Genomic DNA, 19,255 nt, shown 5'->3' with positions numbered 1-19,255 from the left:
ACACACCTACGACCAGATCAAGCAGCTCCGCGCAAAAGCCACGCGCCGCGCCCTTGACTGGCAGCATCAGACCACCACCTACCTCGCCCGCACGTACGGCACGGTCGTGGTCGAAGCACTCACCATCACGAACATGGTCAAGTCCGCGAAGGGCACCCTCGAAGAGCCAGGCCAGCACGTCAAGCAGAAGGCCGGGCTGAACCGCTCCATCAGCCAGGAAGCATGGGGGCGCACGGTCACGATGCTGACCTACAAGGCCGCCCAGTACGGCGGTACCCTGGTCAAAGTCCCCGCCCCCGGCACCTCCCAGCGCTGCTCAGCATGCGGCTTCACCACGCCGGGCAGCCGACAGGACCAGGCCACGTTCGTATGCAAGAACACCGGCTGCGGATTCGAGGCGAACGCCGACTGGAACGCAGCCCGGAACATCTTGCACCTATACCGGATCGGCCTCGTGGCGATCCCGGCTGCCGGAAGGTGCAGTCGTCAGGCGCGGAAACGCGTCAAGCCCGCCACCGCAAGGTAGGTGGGAATCTCCTTCCTGAGCTTGCGAAGGGAGGAGAGCACTTCAACTGCAGTCCAGCCGGAGCGAGCCCAGCCGGTCGACGGAGGCGACGACGACATCGCCCGGACTCACCGGGACCGCTGCGGTCAGCCCTCCGGAGAGGACGACCTCGCCCGCACGCAGGCCCTCGCCCTCGGAGGCGAGCTGCCGGGCCAGCCACGCCACCGCTTCGGCCGGGTGACCGAGGGAGGCGGCGCCCGTCGCCGTCCCGACGACCTCGCCGTTCTTCTCCATGGTCACGCCGACCAGATCGAGGTCGATTCCCTCCGGGGCGACCGGGGCGCCGACGACGAACCTTCCGGCCGAGGTGTTGTCCGCGACGACGTCGGCCATCGTGAACCGGTAGTCCGTGAAACGGGAGTCGAGGACCTCGATCCCGACCGCCACACCGGACGAGGCAGCGACCACGTCCGCTGCGGTCACGTCCGCCCCGGCGAGGTCGCGACCGAGCACGAACACGATCTCCGGCTCGCACCGCGGCTGGATCAGCGACGCCGTGTCGAGCGGCTCGCCCGGGCTCACGGCGTTCGCCTCGGCCAGAAAACCGTAGATGGGGCTGTCCACCCCTACCTGCGCCTGCTTGGCCCGCGAGGTCAGGCCCAGTTTCCAGCCCGAGAGCGGGCCCACGGCGGATCGCAGCTCGCGCTGTACCCGGTAGGCGGTCGCAACGTCGAGCTCAGGGTGCTCGGCCGACAGCAGTTCGATGGCCGTGCGGTCGGTCACTGCCTTGGTCAGCCGGGCGGCCAGCTCCGCCACCGTGGTCTCGGCGACGCTCATGTCACACGCTCCTCGGGCACGTCACCCCTCCTTCTTGCGGATGTTGTACGGACCACTCTGGATCGGTCCCCGTCGCCGACCTAGCCTGCTTCCACATTTCGGAAGGCGAAGTTCTCGCACATCACAGGTGCGCAGAGGTGTCAGCTTTTGGCAGTCGCTCCGGATGCCAGATCGAGTGCGATGTCGGTGATCATGTCTTCCTGGCCGCCGACCATTCCGCGGCGGCCGACCTCGACGAGTATGGAGCGGGTGTCCAGGCCGTACCGGGTGGGCGGCGGTCTCGGCGTGGCGGAGGAAGCTGGAGTACACGCCCGCGTAGCCGAGTCTGAGGGTCTCGCGGTCGACACGTACCTCGCGACCTTCCAGTCGAAGGGGTTGAGTGCAGCGGCATGCAGGCGGACCAGCAGCTCACCCGGGGCCCGGCTGCGGTGCGGGCAAGGCGGTGAGGTGCGGCTCGGCTCCGAAGCCGGTGATGATGACGGCCTTCATGGCCATACCTCCTTCCTGGGCTTGCACAGGCGGGGTTGTTGATGGTGCTTTACGGGAGTCCGGAGCCGGAAGGGCGTGGGTCAGCCGACCTCGACGGACCACTTCGCCAGGCCGAAGCAGAAGCCGTCGATCACCCTGCGCTGTCATCGGTGGGCTCGTCCCAGGTGACGGTCAGCTCGTTGCGGCGGCCGAAGCGTTCGAGATGGCTGCTCACCACGTCCTGGATGGTGGTGAGCGTGGTCGCGTCGGGTGAGGTGACGCGGATGAGCAGGTGGTCGTCCGCGGGCTGGAGTACGACCTTAGTGTCCTGGAACGTGAGGCGGTGGTCGCCGTCGGGGGTCTCCTCGACGGGGACCTTGCGGCCGAAGTGCGAGGCGAACTGCTTGGCGTAGCGCGGGGCGGCGTCGGTGGTGACACGGCCGAGGGAGGAAGGCATGGATGGCTCCTGGGTGGAGAGATCGGGTGGGCCCACTGTTGTGGTGCGGTCAGGCGGCCAGTGCAGTGACCGTGGCCCTTTCGGGCAGGGCGATGGTGTGGTGGGTGTGCTGGGCCTTGGCGTGCAGGTAGCGGATGGTGTTGTTGGTGGCGAAGACACCGGTACGCCGGATGAAGCGAACGGCGACGCCCAGGTCCCGCAACTGCTGGGCCTTGTCAGGGTTGTTGGTGAGCAGGTCCAGCTCGGCGACGCCGAGGGCGGTGAGCATCTGGGCGGCGGCGGTGTAGTCGCGGCCGTCCTCGGGCAGGGCCCAGCGCGCTGTTCGCCTCGTACACTTCCAGGCCCGCGTCCTGCAGGGCGTAGGCGTCGAGCTTGTTGTAGAGGCCGATGCCCCGGCCTTCCTGGCGGAGGTAGAGCAGGACGCCTCCGGCGGCGGCGATGGGCTGCACGGCTTCGCGCAACTGCGGGCCGCAGTCGCAGCGAGCCGAGCCGAACACATCCCCGGTCAGGCACTCGGAGTGCAGCCGCACCAGCGGTGCCGGGCCCGCGGTGACGTCGCCGAGGACCAGCGCCACGTGCTCCTTGCCGTCGGCCAGACCGTGGAAGGTCACGGCCTCCTTGAATTCGACCACGCCGACCGCGATGCGCGGATCGCCCCACGGTCGTGGTGCCGGGTGATGGCGTACTGCGGTCGTGGTACGCGCAGTGCACGCCGTGGGCTGACGCCGGAGCCCGCTTTCCTCGAGAACCTTGAAGCCTCAAAAATGTGAGGTGGATTGTGATCGAGGTAAACGACCTCAGTAAGAGGTACGGCGACAAGCTCGCAGTCGATGCACTGAGCTTCTCCGTGCGCCCTGGAGTGGTGACGGGGTTCCTCGGGCCCAACGGCGCGGGCAAGTCGACCACGATGCGGATGATCATGGGCCTTGACCGGCCGTCGTCCGGTACGGCGCGTATCAACGGCCGTCCGTACGAGCAGCACAAGGCCCCGCTGCAGGAGATCGGGGCGTTGCTGGAGGCGAAGTCGATCCACCCAGGGCGCTCGGCATATCAGCACTTGCTGGCTCTGGCGGCGAGCAACGGCATCGGCAAGCGGCGGGTGCTTGAGGTGATCGACATGGTCGGGCTGACGGAGGTGGCCCGCAAGCGGGCGGGCGGGTTCTCGCTGGGCATGGGGCAGCGGCTGGGCATCGCCTCGGCGCTGCTCGGTGACCCGCAGGTCGTCATGCTGGACGAGCCGGTCAACGGCCTTGATCCTGAAGGCGTGTTGTGGATCCGCAACCTGTTGAAGGGCCTCGCGGACCAGGGGCGGACGGTCTTCGTCTCCTCTCACCTGATGACCGAGATGGCGTTGATCGCCGAGGACCTGATCGTGATCGGACGGGGCCGGCTGCTGTCCGCCGGTCTGCTCGCCGACTTCATTGCCGGGTCCGCCAGTCGCAGCGTACGGGTGCGCTCACCGCAGGCCGCGGACCTGCGTGCCCTGCTGCTGGGCGACGGCGTCACGGTTTCCGTCAGCGAGCCCGGCGTATTGGACGTCACCGGACTGGAGGCGGCCGAGATCGGGGAACGCGCCGCGGCCGCCGGCCTGGTCCTGCATGAGCTGTTCCGTCAGGAGGCCTCGCTGGAAGAGGCGTTCATGGAGCTGACCCACGACTCCGTCGAATACCACGCCACCACCGCGGAGCCCGTCACGACGGGAAGGACGAACCGATGAGCACCACAGACCTCGCCCCGCAGGACACGAACAGGACGGAACGCCCGTCGGTGGACCGCCAGCGGGTCACCTTTCCGCGAGTCGTTCACATGGAATGGATCAAGCTGAGGTCGCTGCGTTCGACGACCCTCACGCTGGCGATCACGGTGGCCCTCCTCATCGGCTTCGGGCTGCTGTTCAGCAGCCTGGTCGGCTCGGGAGAGGGCCCCGATCAGGAGGACTTCAGCGACCCGACCTCGATCACCCTGGGCGGAGTGATGCTCGCCGCGCTGGCCACCGCGGTGCTCGGAGTGCTGATGAGCGCCGGCGAGTACGCCACCGGAACCATCCGCGCCACGCTCGCCGCAGTCCCGTCACGCCTGCCGGTGCTGTGGGGCAAGGTGGTCGTCTTCGCCGTGGTGAGCTTCGTGCTCATGTTCGTCGCGGCCCTGGGCGCCTTCCTGGCCGGCCAGTCGGTGCTTTCCTCCCGCGATATGGACACCGCCGCGCTGTCCGATCCGGGGGTGTTCCGCGCGGTCGTCGGCGCGGCGGTCTACCTGACCGGTGCCGGCCTGATCGGTCTGGCGGTCGGCGTCCTGCTGCGCAACACCGCCGGGGCGATCACGCTCGTGGTGGGCGCGTTGTTCGTGGTGCCCGGCCTGATCCAGCTGCTGCCCAGCAGTTGGAACGACGCCATCGGCCCGAACCTGCCGTCGAACGCGGCGAACTCGGTCATGTCCGTGCAGACGGCCGGTGACTCGCTGTCACCGGGGACCGGACTGGCAGTGTTCGCCGTGTACATCGTGGTACTCCTGGCTGGCGCGGCCGTCCTGCTCAAGCGGCGCGATGCCTGAGTCCGATGCCTGAGCACATCACCGCAGGCACTCCGACTGCCCGCTCGTACCCCTCTGACATACGGGCGGGTGGTCCCGTCCGCCGGTACGAGGGGACTCGGTACGAGGCGACTAGGTACGAGGGGACGGTGCAGCCGTGACCGGCCCGGCGTCGTGGCGACGGGTGACCGGCGTCGAGCCACGCCTGCTGGACACCGCCCTCGCCGCCGTCGTGGGCGCCGGCGGTCTGCTCTACCTGCTGTTCGGACGAGGGCCCGACGGCGAAGCACCGTCAGGTGCCGACGCGGTTGCCGCCGGGGCCGCGGTCCTCCTGCTGCTGGCCCGCCGACGGGCACCGCTGCCCGTCCTGGCGCTGACGGTGCTCGGCGAGACCGCCTTTCACCGTCCTCGCCTCCCGTCCATCACCCGTGCTCGCCGTCTCCGCGCTGATCGCGGTCTACACCGTGGCCCGTACGGTCCGGCGTCGGACCGCGGTGATCGCCGCCGCCCTCACGGCCACCGCGCTGTACGTCGTCGTCGCCTATCCGATGAACTCCGCCTCCGACCCGGAGGGCGGCGCGGTGTTCGCCTGGGTCGGCACGTTCGCCGCTGTCGGCGGCACCGTGCGCACCTGGCGTGACTACACGGCCGCGATGGAGGAGCGGGCACTACGTGCGGAAGCGCGCAAGGAAGAGGAGGCCCGCCGCCGGGTCGCCGAGGAGCGGCTGCGCATCGCCCGGGAACTCCACGATGTGGTCGCCCACCACATCGCCCTGATCACCATTCAGGCGGGCGTCGCCGGGCACTTCCTGCGTGACCGGCCGGACCGGGCCGAGGTGGCGCTCGCCCACATCCGCGAAGGCGGCCGCACGGTGCTGGACGAACTGGGCTCGCTGCTGCACGTACTGCGACAGTCCGGCGACGAGGCGGACGAGGCGCATCCGACGGAACCCGTGCCCGGCCTGTCCAGCCTCGGACGGCTCCTCGAATCGCTGACCGCCGCCGGGCTGAGCGTCCGCCACCGGCAGGCCGGCCGACCGCGCCCCCTGCCGACCGCCGTCGACCTGGCCGCCTACCGCGTCATCCAGGAGGCGCTGACCAACGCCCACAAGCACGGCGCCGGCGCCGTGGCGGCCCTGCTCGTCGACTACCGGACCGACGCGCTGCACATCGAGATCTCCAACCCGGTACGCACCGGCCCGGTCCCGGAAGCCCAGGGCACCGGCCACGGGCTGACGGGCATGCGCGAGCGCGCCCACGCGGTCGGCGGCAGCTTCCGCGCCGGAGCGGGCGCCAGCGGTCGTTTCCGCCTCGAGGTGCGTCTGCCGCTGCCGGAAGATGAAACGCCGGCGGACGTTCCGAGCGGATCGGATACATCTCTGGATGCGACCACCCCGCGGGGGAGACCCGCATGACCATCCGCGTTCTGCTCGCCGACGACCAGGCCCTCGTCCGTGCCAGCTTCCGCATGATCATCGAGTCGGAGTCGGAGCCGGAGCTGGAGGTCGTCGGAGAGGCGGCGACGGGCGACGAAGCGGTCAGGCTGGCCCGCAGCACCGTCGCCGACGTCGTGCTGATGGACATCCGGATGCCCGACATGGACGGCCTCGCCGCCACCGGCGCCATCACAGCCGACGACGACCTCGCAGGCGTAAGAGTGCTGATCCTGACGACCTTTGAAGCAGACGAGTACGTTTTCCAGGCGCTGCGTGCCGGGGCCAGCGGGTTCCTCGGCAAGGGCGTGGAGCCCGCCGACCTCCTCGACGCCATCCGTCTGGTCGCCCGGGGCGAGGCACTTCTGTCACCCAGGGCGACCAAGGCGCTGATCGCCCGCTACCTCGCCTTACCGGACCACAAGGGCTCTCCGGTGCCGGAACTGACGAGCCTGACCGAACGCGAGCGCCAAGTGCTCGTCCTCGTGGCCGCCGGCCTCTCCAACGACGCCATCGCCGAGCGTCTCCACGTCTCGCCCTGGACGGCCAAGACGCACGTGAACCGCATCATGGCCAAGCTCGGCGCCCGGGACCGTGCCCAACTCGTCGTGATCGCCTATCAGACCGGCTTCGCTCGGGGGTAAGGGAGTAAGTGTCAATACCTGTGGATCAGTTGAGCTCGCTCAGGTGGCGATGAGTGCCTGTCCTTCTTCCGGGGAAGCCCCCTTGCGGCCGGAGAGGCAGGGGCGGACGCCTCTGCGAAGATCGCGGCGTGAACGATCTACGCTTCCGTCTCGCTGACGACGCCGATCTTGCCGCCGTCGTGCGTCTGCGCGACGATGCGGCCCGCTGGATGCTTGCCCAAGGCGTCACTGGTCAGTGGCAGCCTGGTGAGCTTGACGGGGACCACTTCCGCCGGATCATGGGGAGCGGGGAGGTATGGCTCGCGGAGGCTGCCGATCGTGTGGTTGGGGCCTGGGAGCTCTGGTGGGAGGACGAGGACGCCTGGGGGCCGCAGCCGCCGACGGCTGGCTATGTGCACCGGCTGATGGTGGACCGCAGAAGTGTCCCGCCCGGGACAGGGCGGCAGCTTCTGCGAGTCGCGGCGCGACGCGTGGCCGAGGCGGGCCGACCGTTGGTTCGTCTGGACTGCCTGGCCACCAACGCACGCCTGAGTGCGTACTACCTCAACGCCGGCTATCGGGTTGTGGGACGCAAGGAGGGCAAGCCGCAGCCGGGCGGTACGCCCAAGTCGTTCAAGCTGCTCGAAAAGTCCGTACGGGATGACTTGAGGTAGGTCACGCGGCGAGGACCTCGGGACGCTCAACGAGCTGCCCTCGTCCGCGCCGGAGCCCGCTTCGACCGCAACTGACGTACACCTCGAAGCGGGTCATCGCCGAGGGAGACCTGGTGGCTGTCCACAGCCACCTCATCCCGGCGCCGGGCCAGCGTGGCAGCGCGGTCGTGGACCTCGTCCGCGTACGGAACGGGAAGATCGTCGAGCACTGGGACGTCGTACAGGAGGTGCCGGAGACATCGGCGAACGACAACACCATGTTCTGAGCTGTGCCCCGGTCCGACCCGGTCGGCTACGGGTTCCCGCGCCGGGAGGGCGCCAGAACCCGCAGTCTATGTCGGCCTTCAACCGGCGTGCGTACGGCGGTTGAAGGCCGAACGCGGGTAGTGGTCAGCCTTGGGTGCCGTCGCGGTTGATCGGGTACGGGCCGAGAACGCCGTCGGGGTCGGCGGGGTCGGCGCCCTTGACGTCTCCGACGTAGAGGGTGACGCGGGCCTTGTAGCGGTCGAGGGCTGTGCGGTCGTTCATGAACGTGCCGAGGCCGAGCGGGTTCATGTTCTTGTACTCGAAGATGTTCTTGCGGCCGGCGGGAGGAGCGACGTCGGTGCGGGCGCTCCAGGTGCCGATGGAGTTCTGCTGGGCGTCCTTGGACAGCAGCCAGCTCAGGTAGAGCTTGGCGGCGGCCTTGTGCGGGGCCTTCTTCAGGATGGCGGCGGTCTGCGGCCAGGCTATCCAGGGGCTGTGCTGGGGGATGCTGGTGGTGGACAGGCCGGAGAAGCTGCCGGCGCTGGCGAAGTTCGCCACGTAGCCGCCGGTACCTACCGTGTCGGAGGCAGCCGCGGTGCCGCGGACGAACTTCGGGTTCTGCGCCATGAGCTTCTTCAGGTAGTCGAAGCCGTACTTGTCGGTGAGCTGCTTGAAGTAGTAGAGAACGGCGTCGTCGTCGTTGGGGTAGGTGAAGACGAGCTTGTCCTTGAACTCAGGCTTGAGGAAGTCCTTCGCCTCGACGGGCGCGCTGCTGCCGAGGGTGGTGGCGGTGACGTTGGCGAAGCCGAAGAACATGGCTCCGGTGTAGTAGCCGTCCTTGTCCTTGATCTGGTGGTAGACCTTGTCCCAGCCGACCGGCTTGTACTTCTGCAGCGCCCCTTCCTTCTTCCAGCGGGGGAAGTCGTCGAGGGTCTGCAACTGGGCCACGTCTGCGACGACTCTGCCTTCGTCGATCTGGTTGTCGATGCGGGCGTCGTGGTACTTGCTGAGGTCCGTGACCATGTTGAACTTGATCTTCGGGAACTTCTTGAGGAAGGCGTCGCGGAGGTAGTCGGCCTGGTAGGGCGTGTCGCCGCCGGCGTACACGGTGAGCGTGCCGCCCTCGGCCAGGGCCTGCTGGTACAGCTTCTGCAGCTGCGCCTGCTCGCTCATGGGGACGGCGCGCGTGCCGTCGGCATGGCGGGAGGGGGTGTCGGCGAGGGCGACGGTGGCGCCGCTCGCCAGCACGCTGAGGGCGAGGGCTCCGATGACGGTCTTGCGCATGGGCTTCATGACAGCTCCCGAGGGTTTGAGAAGTGCTGTGGCTTTGGGTTACTGAGGAGTGATCGGAGGTCAGGCGAGCCCGAGTTGCCGCATGAAGGTCAGCTGGTCGTAGATGACGAATTCCTCGTCCATCACGCCGTGCCTGTTCCAGATGCTGACAGTGACCATGTTGATGGCGTACTTCTTGCCGGTGGGCGGGATGAGGCCGCCCTTGCCGTCGGGCATGGGCTTGGTGAACGTGCCGGTGGCGACGCCGGTCACGGCGGTGAAGTTGTCCTTGGCCACGCGGAGGGGGTGCTCGACGACGCGGGTGTCGGGCGCGAAGGTGAACTGGAACTTCATGTCCTCGATGTGCGCGGCCAGGCCGTCGGTGTAGTGCCCGTCGGGCCAGTGTGCGCGGATGTTGTCCGAGTGGCTTTCGCGGACTCGGTCCCACTGCTGGCCGGAGAAGACGACGAAGTCCAGCTCGTCGAAGGTCTCCAGATTGCGCCGCTCCTGGTGGGTCAGGTGCTTGGGGAAGCCCAGCGACTCGCCGGTCTCGGCCGGGTTGCCCATCAGCGCGGGCATGACCGACGCGAACGCCGGGTCGCTGCCGCTTTCCACCGCGGTGATGGCAAGTGCACCCGCGGCGACAGCGCCGCCGCCCCGAAGCAGACCACGACGATCGATCATGTGATTCCTCCTTGAAAACCGATGTCTCGAACCCGCAGCCGCGTGCACGCCACCATGGCGCCGCGCCGACCAAGACGTTCGAACTTGAACTATCCGGACGCTAGCAGGCAGTTCCAATTTGAACAAACAGTGGTAGCTTGGGCGTGTGAACGAATCCAAGTGGCTGAACCAGAGCGAGCAGCAGGCGTGGCTCACGTACGTCACCGCCAGCACGCTGCTCAACCGGGTGCTCGATCAGCAGCTGCGCACCGATGCCGGGCTGTCCCACGTGCAGTACGGCATTCTGGCCCGCCTCGCCGCCGCCCCCGACGGGTCGATGCGGATGCTGGCGCTCGCCGAAACGCTGGCGGTCACCAAAAGCGGCCTGACCTACCAGATCGTGCAACTGGAGAAGGAGGGCCTGGTCAGTCGCGGAGCCTGCGCCACTGACGACCGCGGAGTGATCGCCACCATCACTCCGCTCGGCATGGAGTTGATGCGCCGCGCCGCACCCGGTCACGTCAGCCTGGTCCGCGAACTGGTCATCGATGCCCTCACCCCACAGCAACTGGACGTCTTGGCCGAGGGCTTCGCCGAGATCCAACGCCGGATCGTCGAGCGCAAGATGTAGCTCGCGCCGACCGCGCCGTCGGAGCATTTCCGGATTCGATGAACGCCATCCAGGACTTCGATCGCGCAGGGGGTGGGCGCCGGGAGCGGCCTGGCCCATAGTCGTGCCAGTTCCCGACGCCCGAATTCCCGGGCGCATTCCCTTTGGGTGCACCAGCACCCCGCCGCGTGGCGAAGCCACCAGGCCAGCGCGGCTCCGCGCCCTCGCTACCGCCCTCGTGGAGGCCTCGCATGCCCGGATTCGCTTCCCCACCCGCGCCCGCCGACGGTGCCGCCGCCCCGAGCATCAAGCCCGCACCCGAAGCCGGGAGCCGTCTGCGCGTCGTGCTTTTGATGGCCGGCAGCTGTCTGCCGATCCTCGGCGCGGTGCTGCTCGCGCCGGTGCTGCCGAAGATGCACGGCTGCGTCCACACCCGCGACGCGCTGATCGCCCTGCGCCCGCGGCAAGGCCGTCACCGCCCGCGACCTCGCACGCCCGGTACCGGAACTGGCGGGGCAGGACACGGTCGGCCACGCCATCGAGCAGCTGCGCCAGCGCCGCGCCTGCCTCGCCGTCGTCGGTGACGGCACCGGGCGGCTCACCGGCCTGGTCACCCTCGACGATTCTCTGGCCCGCCTCCTGGACCCGGCACGGGGGTAAGAGCAAGCGGCTCGGTGTCACGCCTGGTTTTGTTCACGAGAACCAAACGGCACCTGGACACGAGTGTGGGCAGCACCCGAAGCGCTGCAGAAATCGAACAGTTCATGGCTTCGGGCAGCGCGGGCCCCTGCCGAGTCGGCAGGGGCCCGCGGCATAAACAGCACAGGAGCACCGGGACCTGCCCTCGACGAGCAGGATCCTGGCCAACACGGCTTACCGTCGGCCGGGCCTGGCGGCCCGGGTCTTACTTCAGGTGCCGGGCGAAGAACCGGGCCGCGGCGTCCCCCGCGAACTGCGGGACGCCGGTGTGCCCGCCCATGTTGGCGTGCAACGTCTTGTCCTTGGAGCCGAAGGCGTCAAACAGGTCCAGGGCTGCCTGCCGGTCGTTTCCTTCGTCGTCCCACTGCAGCAGGACGTGCAGCGGAATGGTGACCCGGCGGGCATCCTCGAACATGGCGACGGGCACGAGACTCCCGGCGAACAGAACGGCGGCCGAGATGCGCGGCTCGACCACCGCAAGCCGGATGCCGATGGAAATCACTCCCCCCGAGTACCCGACTGGGCCGCCGATCTCGGGCAGCGACAGGAGGGCGTCCAGGGCGGCCTGCCATTCCGGGACCGACTTTGCGACGAGCGGGAGGATGAGGGCGTCGATGATCTCGTCGCCGACCGGCTCGCCGGCCTCCATAGCCCGGCGCAGGTCGGCGCGGGCCTGCTCGGCGGCGGCCCAACGGGGCCGGTCACCGCTCCCGGGGAGCTCGATGGTGGCCGCGGCGAAGCCATCCGCCGCGGCGTGCCGGGCCCGGCACGCCAGCCGGGGGTACATCTTGCCCAGTCCAAGCGGGGGGTGGCCGAGCAGGATCAGCGGCACCGGTGCGGATGCGGACGCGGGCGTCCACAGGATGCCGGGGATCTCGCCGAGGGTGAATGTGCGCTCGAGGACACCGTCGTCGAGACGCTGTTCAGAAGTGAATTGCACGGTCGTGCCTTTCGGGAGTGCTCAGAGCGGCGCTCCCGGACGACCTAGCGCCCGACCGTGACCCCGGAGGAGAGCACCCATGTCGATACTGCGTTCACGGGTACCACCTCCTCGTTCTCTAGCACGGCCTCCGGAAACGTAGCAGTGGTCGCGGTGGTCCGCCAAACGGGTTCTTGCGCGGGCTCCGTGGCCGGATGCCGAGGAGTCGGAACACTACGCAGGGCTACTGGGGGCCTCATCACGGCTTCCCGAGGCGAGGCCCGGCGCGCCGTCATACCACATGTGGGACCGGGCCGTCGGGTCCGACGACCTCGACCGTTCCGTCGAACTCCACCATCGGCAGCCGGCGGCGGGCCGCGGCGAGGGCGTCGCCCTCGCGGGTGTGGGCCTTCTCGCGGACCAGAAGCTCGTCACGGGCGGTCTGCCAGGTGGCCAGGTCAACGACGGGCGGGCGGCCGGGCAGCGCGGTGGTCGGGTCGTCCGGTGTGGTCGTCATGGTGTCCTCCGTGGTGTCTCGTGCCGGGCAGCGTCCTACGACGGTCACCAGAACAGACTCGCGACCCGGCCGAAACTCATCGCAGCGGGGCGCCGTCGGCCGAGCCCGCACGGACCACGTCGGACTGACAAGGTCACAGACGCGCTCGCAGAGAGGGCGGCCCGGACGACGACGCGCGCAGTGCTCGCTGGAACTCCCCACTCGGTTGAACAACGGACCGAGTGAGGCGACGAGTACCCCTGGCCGATTTCAGAGATCCCATCACCGTCGACTACGGTCGCCGGACCGCTGGGATCAAGGGGGCGATGGATGCGGGTCGACCAACTGTTGCGGTATCCGGTGAAGTCGGTGGGCGGTGAGCGACTGACCGCAGCCACGGTCGGTGTGCTCGGGATCGAGGGTGACCGGGGCATCGCCGTCCACGACGAGCGGGGAGAGGTCACCTGGGCCGGTGCTGTTCCGGCGCTCATGCGATTGCGGGCGGTCACCCTCGGGCCGGGCGTGGCCGAGCTGGTCCTGCCGGACGGCCAGCGGTTCCGCTCCGATGCGCCTGACGCCGCCAGTCGGCTCAGTGCGGCTGTCCAGGCCAAGGTCACGCTGGTCGAGCACCAGCCGCACCGGCCTGACGCCGCGCTCCATGTATTGACAACGACGGCGCTGCGCAGCCTCGGCTCGACGCTGCCAGACAGTGCGATAGACGCCAGCCGGTTCCGGCCTAACCTGGTGCTCGACGACGTGCCCGGCGACCACGCGGCCGGGTACCCCGAGCACGATTGGATCGGCCGCCGGATGGCCATCGGCACGCTGCGGTTGCGCTTCACCGAGGGGTGCGACCGCTGCGTGATGATCACCAAGGAGACTCCGACCGTCCCGCATGACCGCGCCGTGCTGCGCTGGGTCGCCCGCGAGCTCGGCAACACCCTCGGCGTGTACGCGGCGGTCGAGAAACCCGGCCATGTCCGTATCGGGGACAAGGCCCGCTGGCTCGACTGAATGTCATCAACTGTGACTGAGCACTCCAGTGTCATCTGGCAACTGGAGTGCTCAGTAAGCAGATGGCTGGCTGTGACGTCTACCAGCGGCCCCATCGTGGCGGCTTGCGGCGGTACCACCTGTGAAGGCAGCGGTACGGACGGTTCCAGTTGACCCCGCCGCCGAGCAACGCGTCGCGGATAGGTGGGGCCAATTCAAGCCGTCCGTGGCGGGGCCGATCTTCACGAATCGGGGCCAGCTGAAGCCAACATGGTGGGACCGCTGAACAACGTCAGGGCCATCGATCCCCCCACTCTGTGAGTCCCACCCCTGGATAGCGCCGGAATCGTACATCGCCAGCGCGTCTCCGCGGTGGAGCAATCTGGGGTCTGCCTGCGAGGACGATCCTGATCGACCTTGAAACCGTGGCACGGCCCGGCTGCTATCACGAGGCGATCCGGAAGCCCGTGCTCGGGGAGACCGGACCCCTTGGTCGTCGCGCTACGCGCCAGCACGCGATCCGGCGCCACGACATCACCCTCGCATAAGGTGGATGAGTGAGACTGAGCAGCCGATCTAGAGGGCTGAGCACGTGACTTGGGGCGGCTGAGTAGCCGATTTACGCTCGGCCTGCACACCGCCCTGGCTCTCAGTCGGCCTGAGCTGGGCGTTAGCCTCAGCGGATGATTCCTGCGCCCCCTCCGAAGGTCATCACGCGACACCGCGACGGGCAGATCCGTGCCTATCTGAAGGACCGCGGCGCTTTCGGGACGCTCGAGCCCGCCGCGGTGTTCGAGCCGCGGGTCGGCGACGAGGTCGTGGAGTCGGCGGTGCGGCCTGATCTGGAGCGAGTCGTGTACACGACCCTGAACAGGGTCGTCTGCCTCACGCGCGCCGGTGACCTGGTGTGGGCGTCGGACTTCGAGCCGCACTCCGACGTGCGCCATGGCCACCGGCCTGGCTGTGCGCTCTCTCTGGACGGCCGGACTGTGTGGGTCTACCGGCCGGACGCGATGGCGGGACGCGGGGGCGAAGACCAGTGGGTCGTGCACGACGCCGATAGCGGGGTGGCCCTCGTCCGCCGGGAGCTGGAGACGGTTGGGCACGGCGCCGGCCACCACGTACACCCCGTGGACGGCAGCGTCTACCTCGACATCGGCGAGGGCCAGGACGGTGCCGTCATTCTCCGGGGGATAGTCGGGGCCGGCGGCGAGCCGGAGTTCGTGACATACCCGTGGTGGGACCGCTGCCTGATCGACCTGGCGCCGGGCGGGCGGCAGTTCATGACCGTCGACCACGGTCAGCGGGATGTTGCCTTCCACCGCCACCCCAGCGGGGACCGGCTCTTCACTCTCTCCGTCGAGGCCTTCGGATATGACCCGGAGGAGACGTTCGTGGAATGGAGCGGCGGCTATCTGACCCCGAACACGGCCGTCGTCACCTTGGGCGGTGAAAGCCAGGATGAGGAGGAGTGGTACCGCTACCACCTGATCGACGTGAGGATGGGTACGGTCAGCGGCGAGATCGCCGTCGAGGTAGCCAGCCCGTACGAACTGGAGCTCCTGGGTGACGGCTCCTGGCTCACCGACGGCCCCGACGGTCACCCCGTCCGCTGGTCCCTCGCTCAGCACCCGGCAGGTTGAAGGGGTACACCGCACAGCACAGCGATGGGACCGCTACTCCGCCCGCCATCTGCACTGCCCAGTCCCGCCAAGTCACATGCTCAGCCGCTAGATCGGCTGCTCAGTCTCAATGAGCACCTTGGACGCGTGGACGGATACTGGCAGCTCGCCCAACCAGGCCGTTTTCACATGAGGCCGTTTCCTAGTTGTTGCGGGTCAGGAGGTTGTTGACGGGTTGACCTTCACATCGGTGTGATGGTTGTGCAATCGAGTCATGGAAAGGGACTCGATGAACCCCGGCTCGTTTCGGCTCGGCCTGGCGTTGGAGGGCACGGGTTGGCACCCTGCCTCGTGGCTGATGTCGTCGGTGACGGATGCCGAAGAGGTCTTCAAGGGCGGCTACTGGACGAACTGGGGGCGCGCGGCCGCGGCAGGTGGCATCGACTTCGTCACGCTCGAGGACGGCCTGAGCCTGCAGACCGACCGGTTCGGTACCGCCGACCAGGCCCATGACCGGGTGCGCGGCAGGCTCGATCCTGTTGTCACCGCAGCGGTCCTGCTGGCAACGACAGACATCAGCGAGGTGGTGGTCTCGCGCAACGTGACGCACACCAACCCGTTCCACGTCGCCGCCCAGATGGCGTCCTTGGCGGCAATCGGGCCGGGCCGGGTGGTGTGGCGGCCGCAGGTTTCCGCCGACGCGCGCGATGCCACGGTGGTCGGTGGACTGGCGACGCCTCAGCTGCGGCCCGAGGACGTGTACGTCCCGACTCGCATCGCTCGCCGGCTCCGGGATCTCTTTCGTGACGCCGAGGACCACGTGCGAACAGTGCGCGAGCTGTGGAGGACGTTTCCCGCCGAGAGCCTGAGCTCCGGGGACACGTTCCTGCACCGGGACATGGTCGCGCCGTTGCGGCTCACCGGGAGGGAAAGGTACCCCGGCGGCCGGCCCGCTGACCGTCCCGGTGCCGAGCACCCCGAAGGTTGCGGTGCTCGCGCACCATGCCCTGGAGCCGTATCGACTCGCTGCCGCCGTCGCGGACCGGGTCTTCGTGACTCCGTCGCAAGAGCACCCGATTCCCGTGCTCCTGACGGCGTTTCGAGAAATCGAGAAGCTGACGGCGGACGCCACCGGGACCGAGGTGTACGCGGACGTGGCGGTTGTCCTGGGCGACACGGACGAGCACGCGGAGGCCAGGCTGGCCAGGCTGAACGAAGCCGCCGGCTTCGTCTGGGTACCGGACACGCACGTGTTCGTCGGAACCGCGGACCGCCTCGCCCAAGAACTCGCCCGTTGGCGTGAGCAGTTCGGCCTGAGCGGGGTTCGGCTGCGCCCCGCGGTGCTTCCGGACGACGCCGACAGGATTGTCCAGGAGGTTGTCCGGTGAGGAACTGGCTTCAGGTACTGTGAAGTTGACCGGGTGCAACCGGGGCGCGATGCTGCTCCACCTCGGTCAAGTACTCGGTCATCGCGTCCCGGTTACGGGTGAGCATCTCGATCCGATCGGTGAGCTTGTCCCGCTCCGAGGTCAGCAACGCCAGCATCTCCGGGGTCGCGTCCGGGAAGTGAATGGACCTGGGCTTGTCCAGGCACGGCAGGATCTGCTTGATGATCCGCGTCGGCAACCCCGCCGCCAGCAGACCGCGTATCTGCTTCACGCGGTCCACATTCCGCTCGTCGTAGTCACGGTATCCGTTCGTCGACCGATCCGGCACGATCAGGCCCTGCTCCTCGTAATACCGCAGCAGGCGCCGGGACACGCCTGTCAGGCGGGACAGTTCACCGATCCGCACATGCTCGAGAGTAGCCGCGCGGCCCGAGCTTGACCATCACATCAATGTGAGGGTTTCACGATCAGTGCATGACGACCACAACAGCCTCTCCGACAAGACGTCACGTCCTGCCCTGGTCCGCGCTCCTGGCACTGGGCACCGCGGTTTTCATCACCAGCCTGACCGAGACCCTCCCGGCGGGCGTCCTCCCGCAGATGTCCTCCTCTCTCGGCGTCAGCTCCGGTGCGGTGGGCCAGGCCGTCACCGTGTACGCCGCCGGGACAGCCCTGACCGCCATACCGTTGGCCGCTGCCACGGCGGGAATTCGGCGCAAGCCGTTGCTGTTGGGCGCCATGACCGTCTTCCTGGTCGCGAACACGCTCACCGCTGCCGCGCCCGGTTACGCGGTCCTGCTCGTCGCGCGGTTCCTCGCCGGCGTCGCCGCCGGACTCGCGTGGGCCATCCTTGCCGGATACGCGCGGCGTATCGCTCCTCCCGGTCAGGAAGGCCGTGCCATCGCGATCGTGATGACCGGGATCCCCCTGGCGCTGTCGCTAGGTGTTCCCGCCGGGACGCTGATCGGGCAACAGATCGGGTGGCGAGCGTCCTTCGCTGCCGTCTCAGTGATCGCCCTCGCCGTCATCGGGTGGATCACGTTCAGCGTTCCCGCCATCAGCCAGCCGACGACGACAGCTGAAGAGCCGAAGCCGACAGCCCGGCAAACGCTCCGGGTCCCTGGTGTCACCGCCATCATGGTCGTCGTCGTGACCTTCGTCCTCGGCCACACGATCATCTACGCGTACATCGCGCCGTACCTGCGGCACGCCGGCCTCGCCACGGCAGTGGACGCGATCCTGCTGGCCTTCGGCATCGCATGCCTGGTCAGCATCTGGTACACCGGCCGTCACATCGACAGACACCTTCGTGGGCTCGCGCTGACCGCCGCAACGCTGTTCACTGTCGCCACGGCAGCCTTCGCCGCCACCACGGCACAGGCCGTCGTCTGGGTCGCAGCCGTCGCGTGGGGCCTGGGATGGGGCGGTACACCCACGCTCCTTCAGACCGCAGCCGGTCATGCCGGGATGCGACGCAGCCCAGCCATCGCCGACACCGCGCAGGCCATCCTTGTGACCTTGTGGAACGCGGCCATGGCACTCGGCGGCATGATCGGCGGCATACTCCTGCAGCGCGTCAACATCGCCGCCGACGCCATCGCCGCGGCAGCGCTCGGAGTCCTCAGCCTGACCGTGATCACGCTCACGCGAAAGCATGCCTTCGCCACAGCGGACCAGGACGCACCATGACACACTCGAATGCACCACTGTCGGTTGAGGGGCGTCGCCGGCGGGTCCAGCGGTGTAAGACCAGGCCGATCGCGCACGTGGCCGCGGAGATGGGTATCTCTCGGGCGTGCGCGTCCAAGTGGGTCAACCGGTGGCGCAAGCACGGTGAACTCGGGCTAGTGGACCGGTCCTCGACGCCGCACCGGCAACCGACGGCCACACCGGCCGATGTGGTCAAGATGGTTGAGCGGATGCGGCGTGAGCACAAATGGTCCGCGGCCCGGATTGCGTTCGAACTCAACGACATCGAGGTCACTATCAGTCGGCGCACCGTGACTCGGCTGCTTGCGCAGCTGGGGTTGAACCGTCGACGGTTCATCGACCCGAACGGTGACACCAACCGGACCCCGCAGACGATCATCGCGAAGCGGCCCGGGCACATGGTGCACGTCGACGTCAAGAAAGTCGGACGCATCCCCGACGGTGGCGGCTGGCGCGCCCACGACCGCGACTCCGACCAAGCCCGCGCCGCCGCTCGCACCAAGGCCAAGAGCGACAAACGCGGCTACGTCTACTTACACTCGGCGATCGACGGGCACACCCGCCTCGCCTACACCGAACCACTGCCCGACGAGAAGGCGTCGACGGCGATTGCGTTCCTGCATCGGGCGCGGGTGTGGTTCGCTGCCCACGGAATCACCCGCGTCGAGCGAATCGTCACCGACAACGGATCCTGCTACCGTGCCGACGCCTTCACCCGATCCCTGCTCGGTGCGAAACACAAGCGGACCAAGGCGTACACACCCCAGCACAACGGAAAAGTCCAGCGGTACAACCGGATCCTGGCCGAAGAGTTCCTCTACTCATGCACATGGACATCCGAACAACAACGCTCCGACGCCCTGGCCGTGTGGAACGTCCACTACAACTACCACCGGCCCCACGGAGCCACCGGAGGCAAACCGCCCGCTGCGGCACTCGACCAAGTCGTCGCCAACGTCATGGCCTCATACAACTAGGTGAACGATTGTGACCGGATCCCTGTTCCCGGTCGCTGCACGTCACACCCCGCTATTACGCCAGTGCTTCGCCGCCTGCGCACGCCGGGCGCCGCCCGGCCACACGGTGCGCTACGAGGACCTCATCGCCGCCC

17 protein-coding genes and 6 pseudogenes are annotated in these 19,255 nt (G+C 68.3%); 14 read left to right on the top strand and 9 right to left on the bottom strand.

The window, feature by feature from the left end; genetic code table 11:
• Positions 1 to 526: RNA-guided endonuclease InsQ/TnpB family protein (locus tag H1D24_RS28750; RefSeq protein WP_181660616.1), on the top strand; the 526-nt coding region annotated here is incomplete at its 5' end.
• Positions 527 to 568: 42 nt separating this feature from the next.
• Here the strand turns inward: H1D24_RS28750 and H1D24_RS28745 are convergent.
• From H1D24_RS28745 to H1D24_RS28730, 4 genes and pseudogenes are all read right to left on the bottom strand, one after another.
• Positions 569 to 1,342, bottom strand: a complete 774-nt coding sequence (locus H1D24_RS28745) for a 2-keto-4-pentenoate hydratase (RefSeq protein ID WP_181660615.1) — start codon at positions 1,340 to 1,342, stop codon at positions 569 to 571.
• Positions 1,343 to 1,482: 140 nt separating this feature from the next.
• Positions 1,483 to 1,708: pseudogene (locus H1D24_RS28740) on the bottom strand (4-hydroxy-2-oxovalerate aldolase family protein); the annotation flags it as partial.
• Positions 1,709 to 1,961: 253 nt separating this feature from the next.
• Positions 1,962 to 2,267: a DUF2218 domain-containing protein gene (locus H1D24_RS28735; RefSeq protein ID WP_181660614.1), complete on the bottom strand. Its 306-nt coding sequence runs from the start codon at positions 2,265 to 2,267 to the stop codon at positions 1,962 to 1,964.
• 49 nt (positions 2,268 to 2,316) lie between these two features.
• Positions 2,317 to 2,911 (bottom strand): annotated as a pseudogene (locus H1D24_RS28730) (GTP cyclohydrolase II).
• Positions 2,912 to 3,045: 134 nt separating this feature from the next.
• Here H1D24_RS28730 and H1D24_RS28725 point away from each other — a divergent pair.
• The 6 genes and pseudogenes from H1D24_RS28725 to H1D24_RS28700 form a co-directional block, all read left to right on the top strand.
• A complete protein-coding gene (locus tag H1D24_RS28725) occupies positions 3,046 to 3,984 on the top strand; it encodes an ABC transporter ATP-binding protein (protein WP_181660613.1) in 939 nt (312 codons plus the stop codon).
• Positions 3,981 to 4,817, top strand: a complete 837-nt coding sequence (locus H1D24_RS28720; RefSeq protein ID WP_181660612.1) for an ABC transporter permease — start codon at positions 3,981 to 3,983, stop codon at positions 4,815 to 4,817. Before H1D24_RS28725 ends, H1D24_RS28720 begins: the two co-directional genes overlap by 4 nt.
• 407 nt (positions 4,818 to 5,224) lie before the next feature.
• Positions 5,225 to 6,211, top strand: a complete 987-nt coding sequence (locus H1D24_RS28715) for a sensor histidine kinase (protein ID WP_181660611.1) — start codon at positions 5,225 to 5,227, stop codon at positions 6,209 to 6,211.
• A complete protein-coding gene (locus H1D24_RS28710) occupies positions 6,208 to 6,873 on the top strand; it encodes a response regulator (RefSeq protein WP_181660610.1) in 666 nt (221 codons plus the stop codon). Before H1D24_RS28715 ends, H1D24_RS28710 begins: the two co-directional genes overlap by 4 nt.
• Before the next feature lie 128 nt (positions 6,874 to 7,001).
• Positions 7,002 to 7,526 (top strand): GNAT family N-acetyltransferase, encoded by a 525-nt coding sequence (locus H1D24_RS28705; RefSeq protein ID WP_181660609.1) that lies wholly within the window; start codon positions 7,002 to 7,004, stop codon positions 7,524 to 7,526.
• A gap of 65 nt (positions 7,527 to 7,591) precedes the next feature.
• Positions 7,592 to 7,792 (top strand): annotated as a pseudogene (locus tag H1D24_RS28700) (nuclear transport factor 2 family protein); the annotation flags it as partial.
• 124 nt (positions 7,793 to 7,916) lie between these two features.
• On the opposite strand, the gene H1D24_RS28695 reads toward H1D24_RS28700, so the two are convergent.
• Both H1D24_RS28695 and H1D24_RS28690 read right to left on the bottom strand, forming a co-directional pair.
• The gene (locus H1D24_RS28695) at positions 7,917 to 9,065 is read right to left on the bottom strand and encodes an extracellular solute-binding protein (protein ID WP_181660608.1); all 1,149 of its coding nucleotides are present in this window, start codon (positions 9,063 to 9,065) and stop codon (positions 7,917 to 7,919) included.
• Positions 9,066 to 9,125: 60 nt separating this feature from the next.
• Positions 9,126 to 9,728 carry an ester cyclase gene (locus H1D24_RS28690; RefSeq protein ID WP_181660607.1) on the bottom strand — a complete coding sequence of 201 codons (603 nt, stop codon included), beginning with the start codon at positions 9,726 to 9,728 and terminating at the stop codon, positions 9,126 to 9,128.
• Between the two features lie 145 nt (positions 9,729 to 9,873).
• Between H1D24_RS28690 and H1D24_RS28685 the strand changes: the two genes are divergently transcribed.
• Together H1D24_RS28685 and H1D24_RS42755 are read left to right on the top strand one after the other, a co-directional pair.
• Positions 9,874 to 10,338, top strand: coding sequence for a MarR family winged helix-turn-helix transcriptional regulator (locus tag H1D24_RS28685; RefSeq protein WP_181660606.1), 465 nt, complete (start codon positions 9,874 to 9,876; stop codon positions 10,336 to 10,338).
• A 398-nt stretch (positions 10,339 to 10,736) separates the two neighbouring features.
• Positions 10,737 to 10,977: pseudogene (locus tag H1D24_RS42755) on the top strand (CBS domain-containing protein); the annotation flags it as partial.
• 244 nt (positions 10,978 to 11,221) lie between these two features.
• Here H1D24_RS42755 and H1D24_RS28675 read toward each other — a convergent pair.
• Positions 11,222 to 11,956: a dienelactone hydrolase family protein gene (locus H1D24_RS28675; RefSeq protein WP_181660605.1), complete on the bottom strand. Its 735-nt coding sequence runs from the start codon at positions 11,954 to 11,956 to the stop codon at positions 11,222 to 11,224.
• A 283-nt stretch (positions 11,957 to 12,239) separates the two neighbouring features.
• A pseudogene (locus tag H1D24_RS28670) lies at positions 12,240 to 12,452 on the bottom strand (DUF899 family protein); the annotation flags it as partial.
• 309 nt (positions 12,453 to 12,761) lie between these two features.
• Here H1D24_RS28670 and H1D24_RS28665 point away from each other — a divergent pair.
• The 3 genes and pseudogenes from H1D24_RS28665 to H1D24_RS28650 all read left to right on the top strand — a co-directional run.
• On the top strand, positions 12,762 to 13,445 hold the full coding sequence (locus H1D24_RS28665) for an MOSC domain-containing protein (RefSeq protein ID WP_181660604.1): 684 nt from the start codon (positions 12,762 to 12,764) through the stop codon (positions 13,443 to 13,445).
• Positions 13,446 to 14,107: 662 nt separating this feature from the next.
• Entirely contained in the window at positions 14,108 to 15,067 is a 960-nt protein-coding gene (locus H1D24_RS28660; protein WP_181660603.1) for a hypothetical protein, read from the top strand.
• Between the two features lie 929 nt (positions 15,068 to 15,996).
• Positions 15,997 to 16,434: pseudogene (locus tag H1D24_RS28650) on the top strand (LLM class flavin-dependent oxidoreductase); the annotation flags it as partial.
• A gap of 10 nt (positions 16,435 to 16,444) precedes the next feature.
• Here H1D24_RS28650 and H1D24_RS28645 read toward each other — a convergent pair.
• Positions 16,445 to 16,840, bottom strand: a complete 396-nt coding sequence (locus tag H1D24_RS28645; RefSeq protein ID WP_181660601.1) for a MerR family transcriptional regulator — start codon at positions 16,838 to 16,840, stop codon at positions 16,445 to 16,447.
• Between the two features lie 68 nt (positions 16,841 to 16,908).
• On the opposite strand from H1D24_RS28645, the gene H1D24_RS28640 reads away from it, so the two are divergent.
• Positions 16,909 to 18,123: an MFS transporter gene (locus tag H1D24_RS28640; RefSeq protein ID WP_181660600.1), complete on the top strand. Its 1,215-nt coding sequence runs from the start codon at positions 16,909 to 16,911 to the stop codon at positions 18,121 to 18,123.
• The gene (locus H1D24_RS28635; protein WP_181660599.1) at positions 18,120 to 19,121 is read left to right on the top strand and encodes an IS481 family transposase; all 1,002 of its coding nucleotides are present in this window, start codon (positions 18,120 to 18,122) and stop codon (positions 19,119 to 19,121) included. The genes H1D24_RS28640 and H1D24_RS28635 overlap by 4 nt, the downstream gene beginning before the upstream one ends.
• The last annotated feature ends 134 nt before the right edge of the window (positions 19,122 to 19,255 follow it).

Origin of the sequence: Streptomyces himalayensis subsp. himalayensis, assembly GCF_013778455.1 — a bacterium.
Lineage (GTDB): Bacteria > Actinomycetota > Actinomycetes > Streptomycetales > Streptomycetaceae > Streptomyces > Streptomyces himalayensis.
The sequence above is the reverse complement of the archived record's forward strand: the minus strand, read 5'-3'. Positions and strand labels throughout refer to the sequence as shown.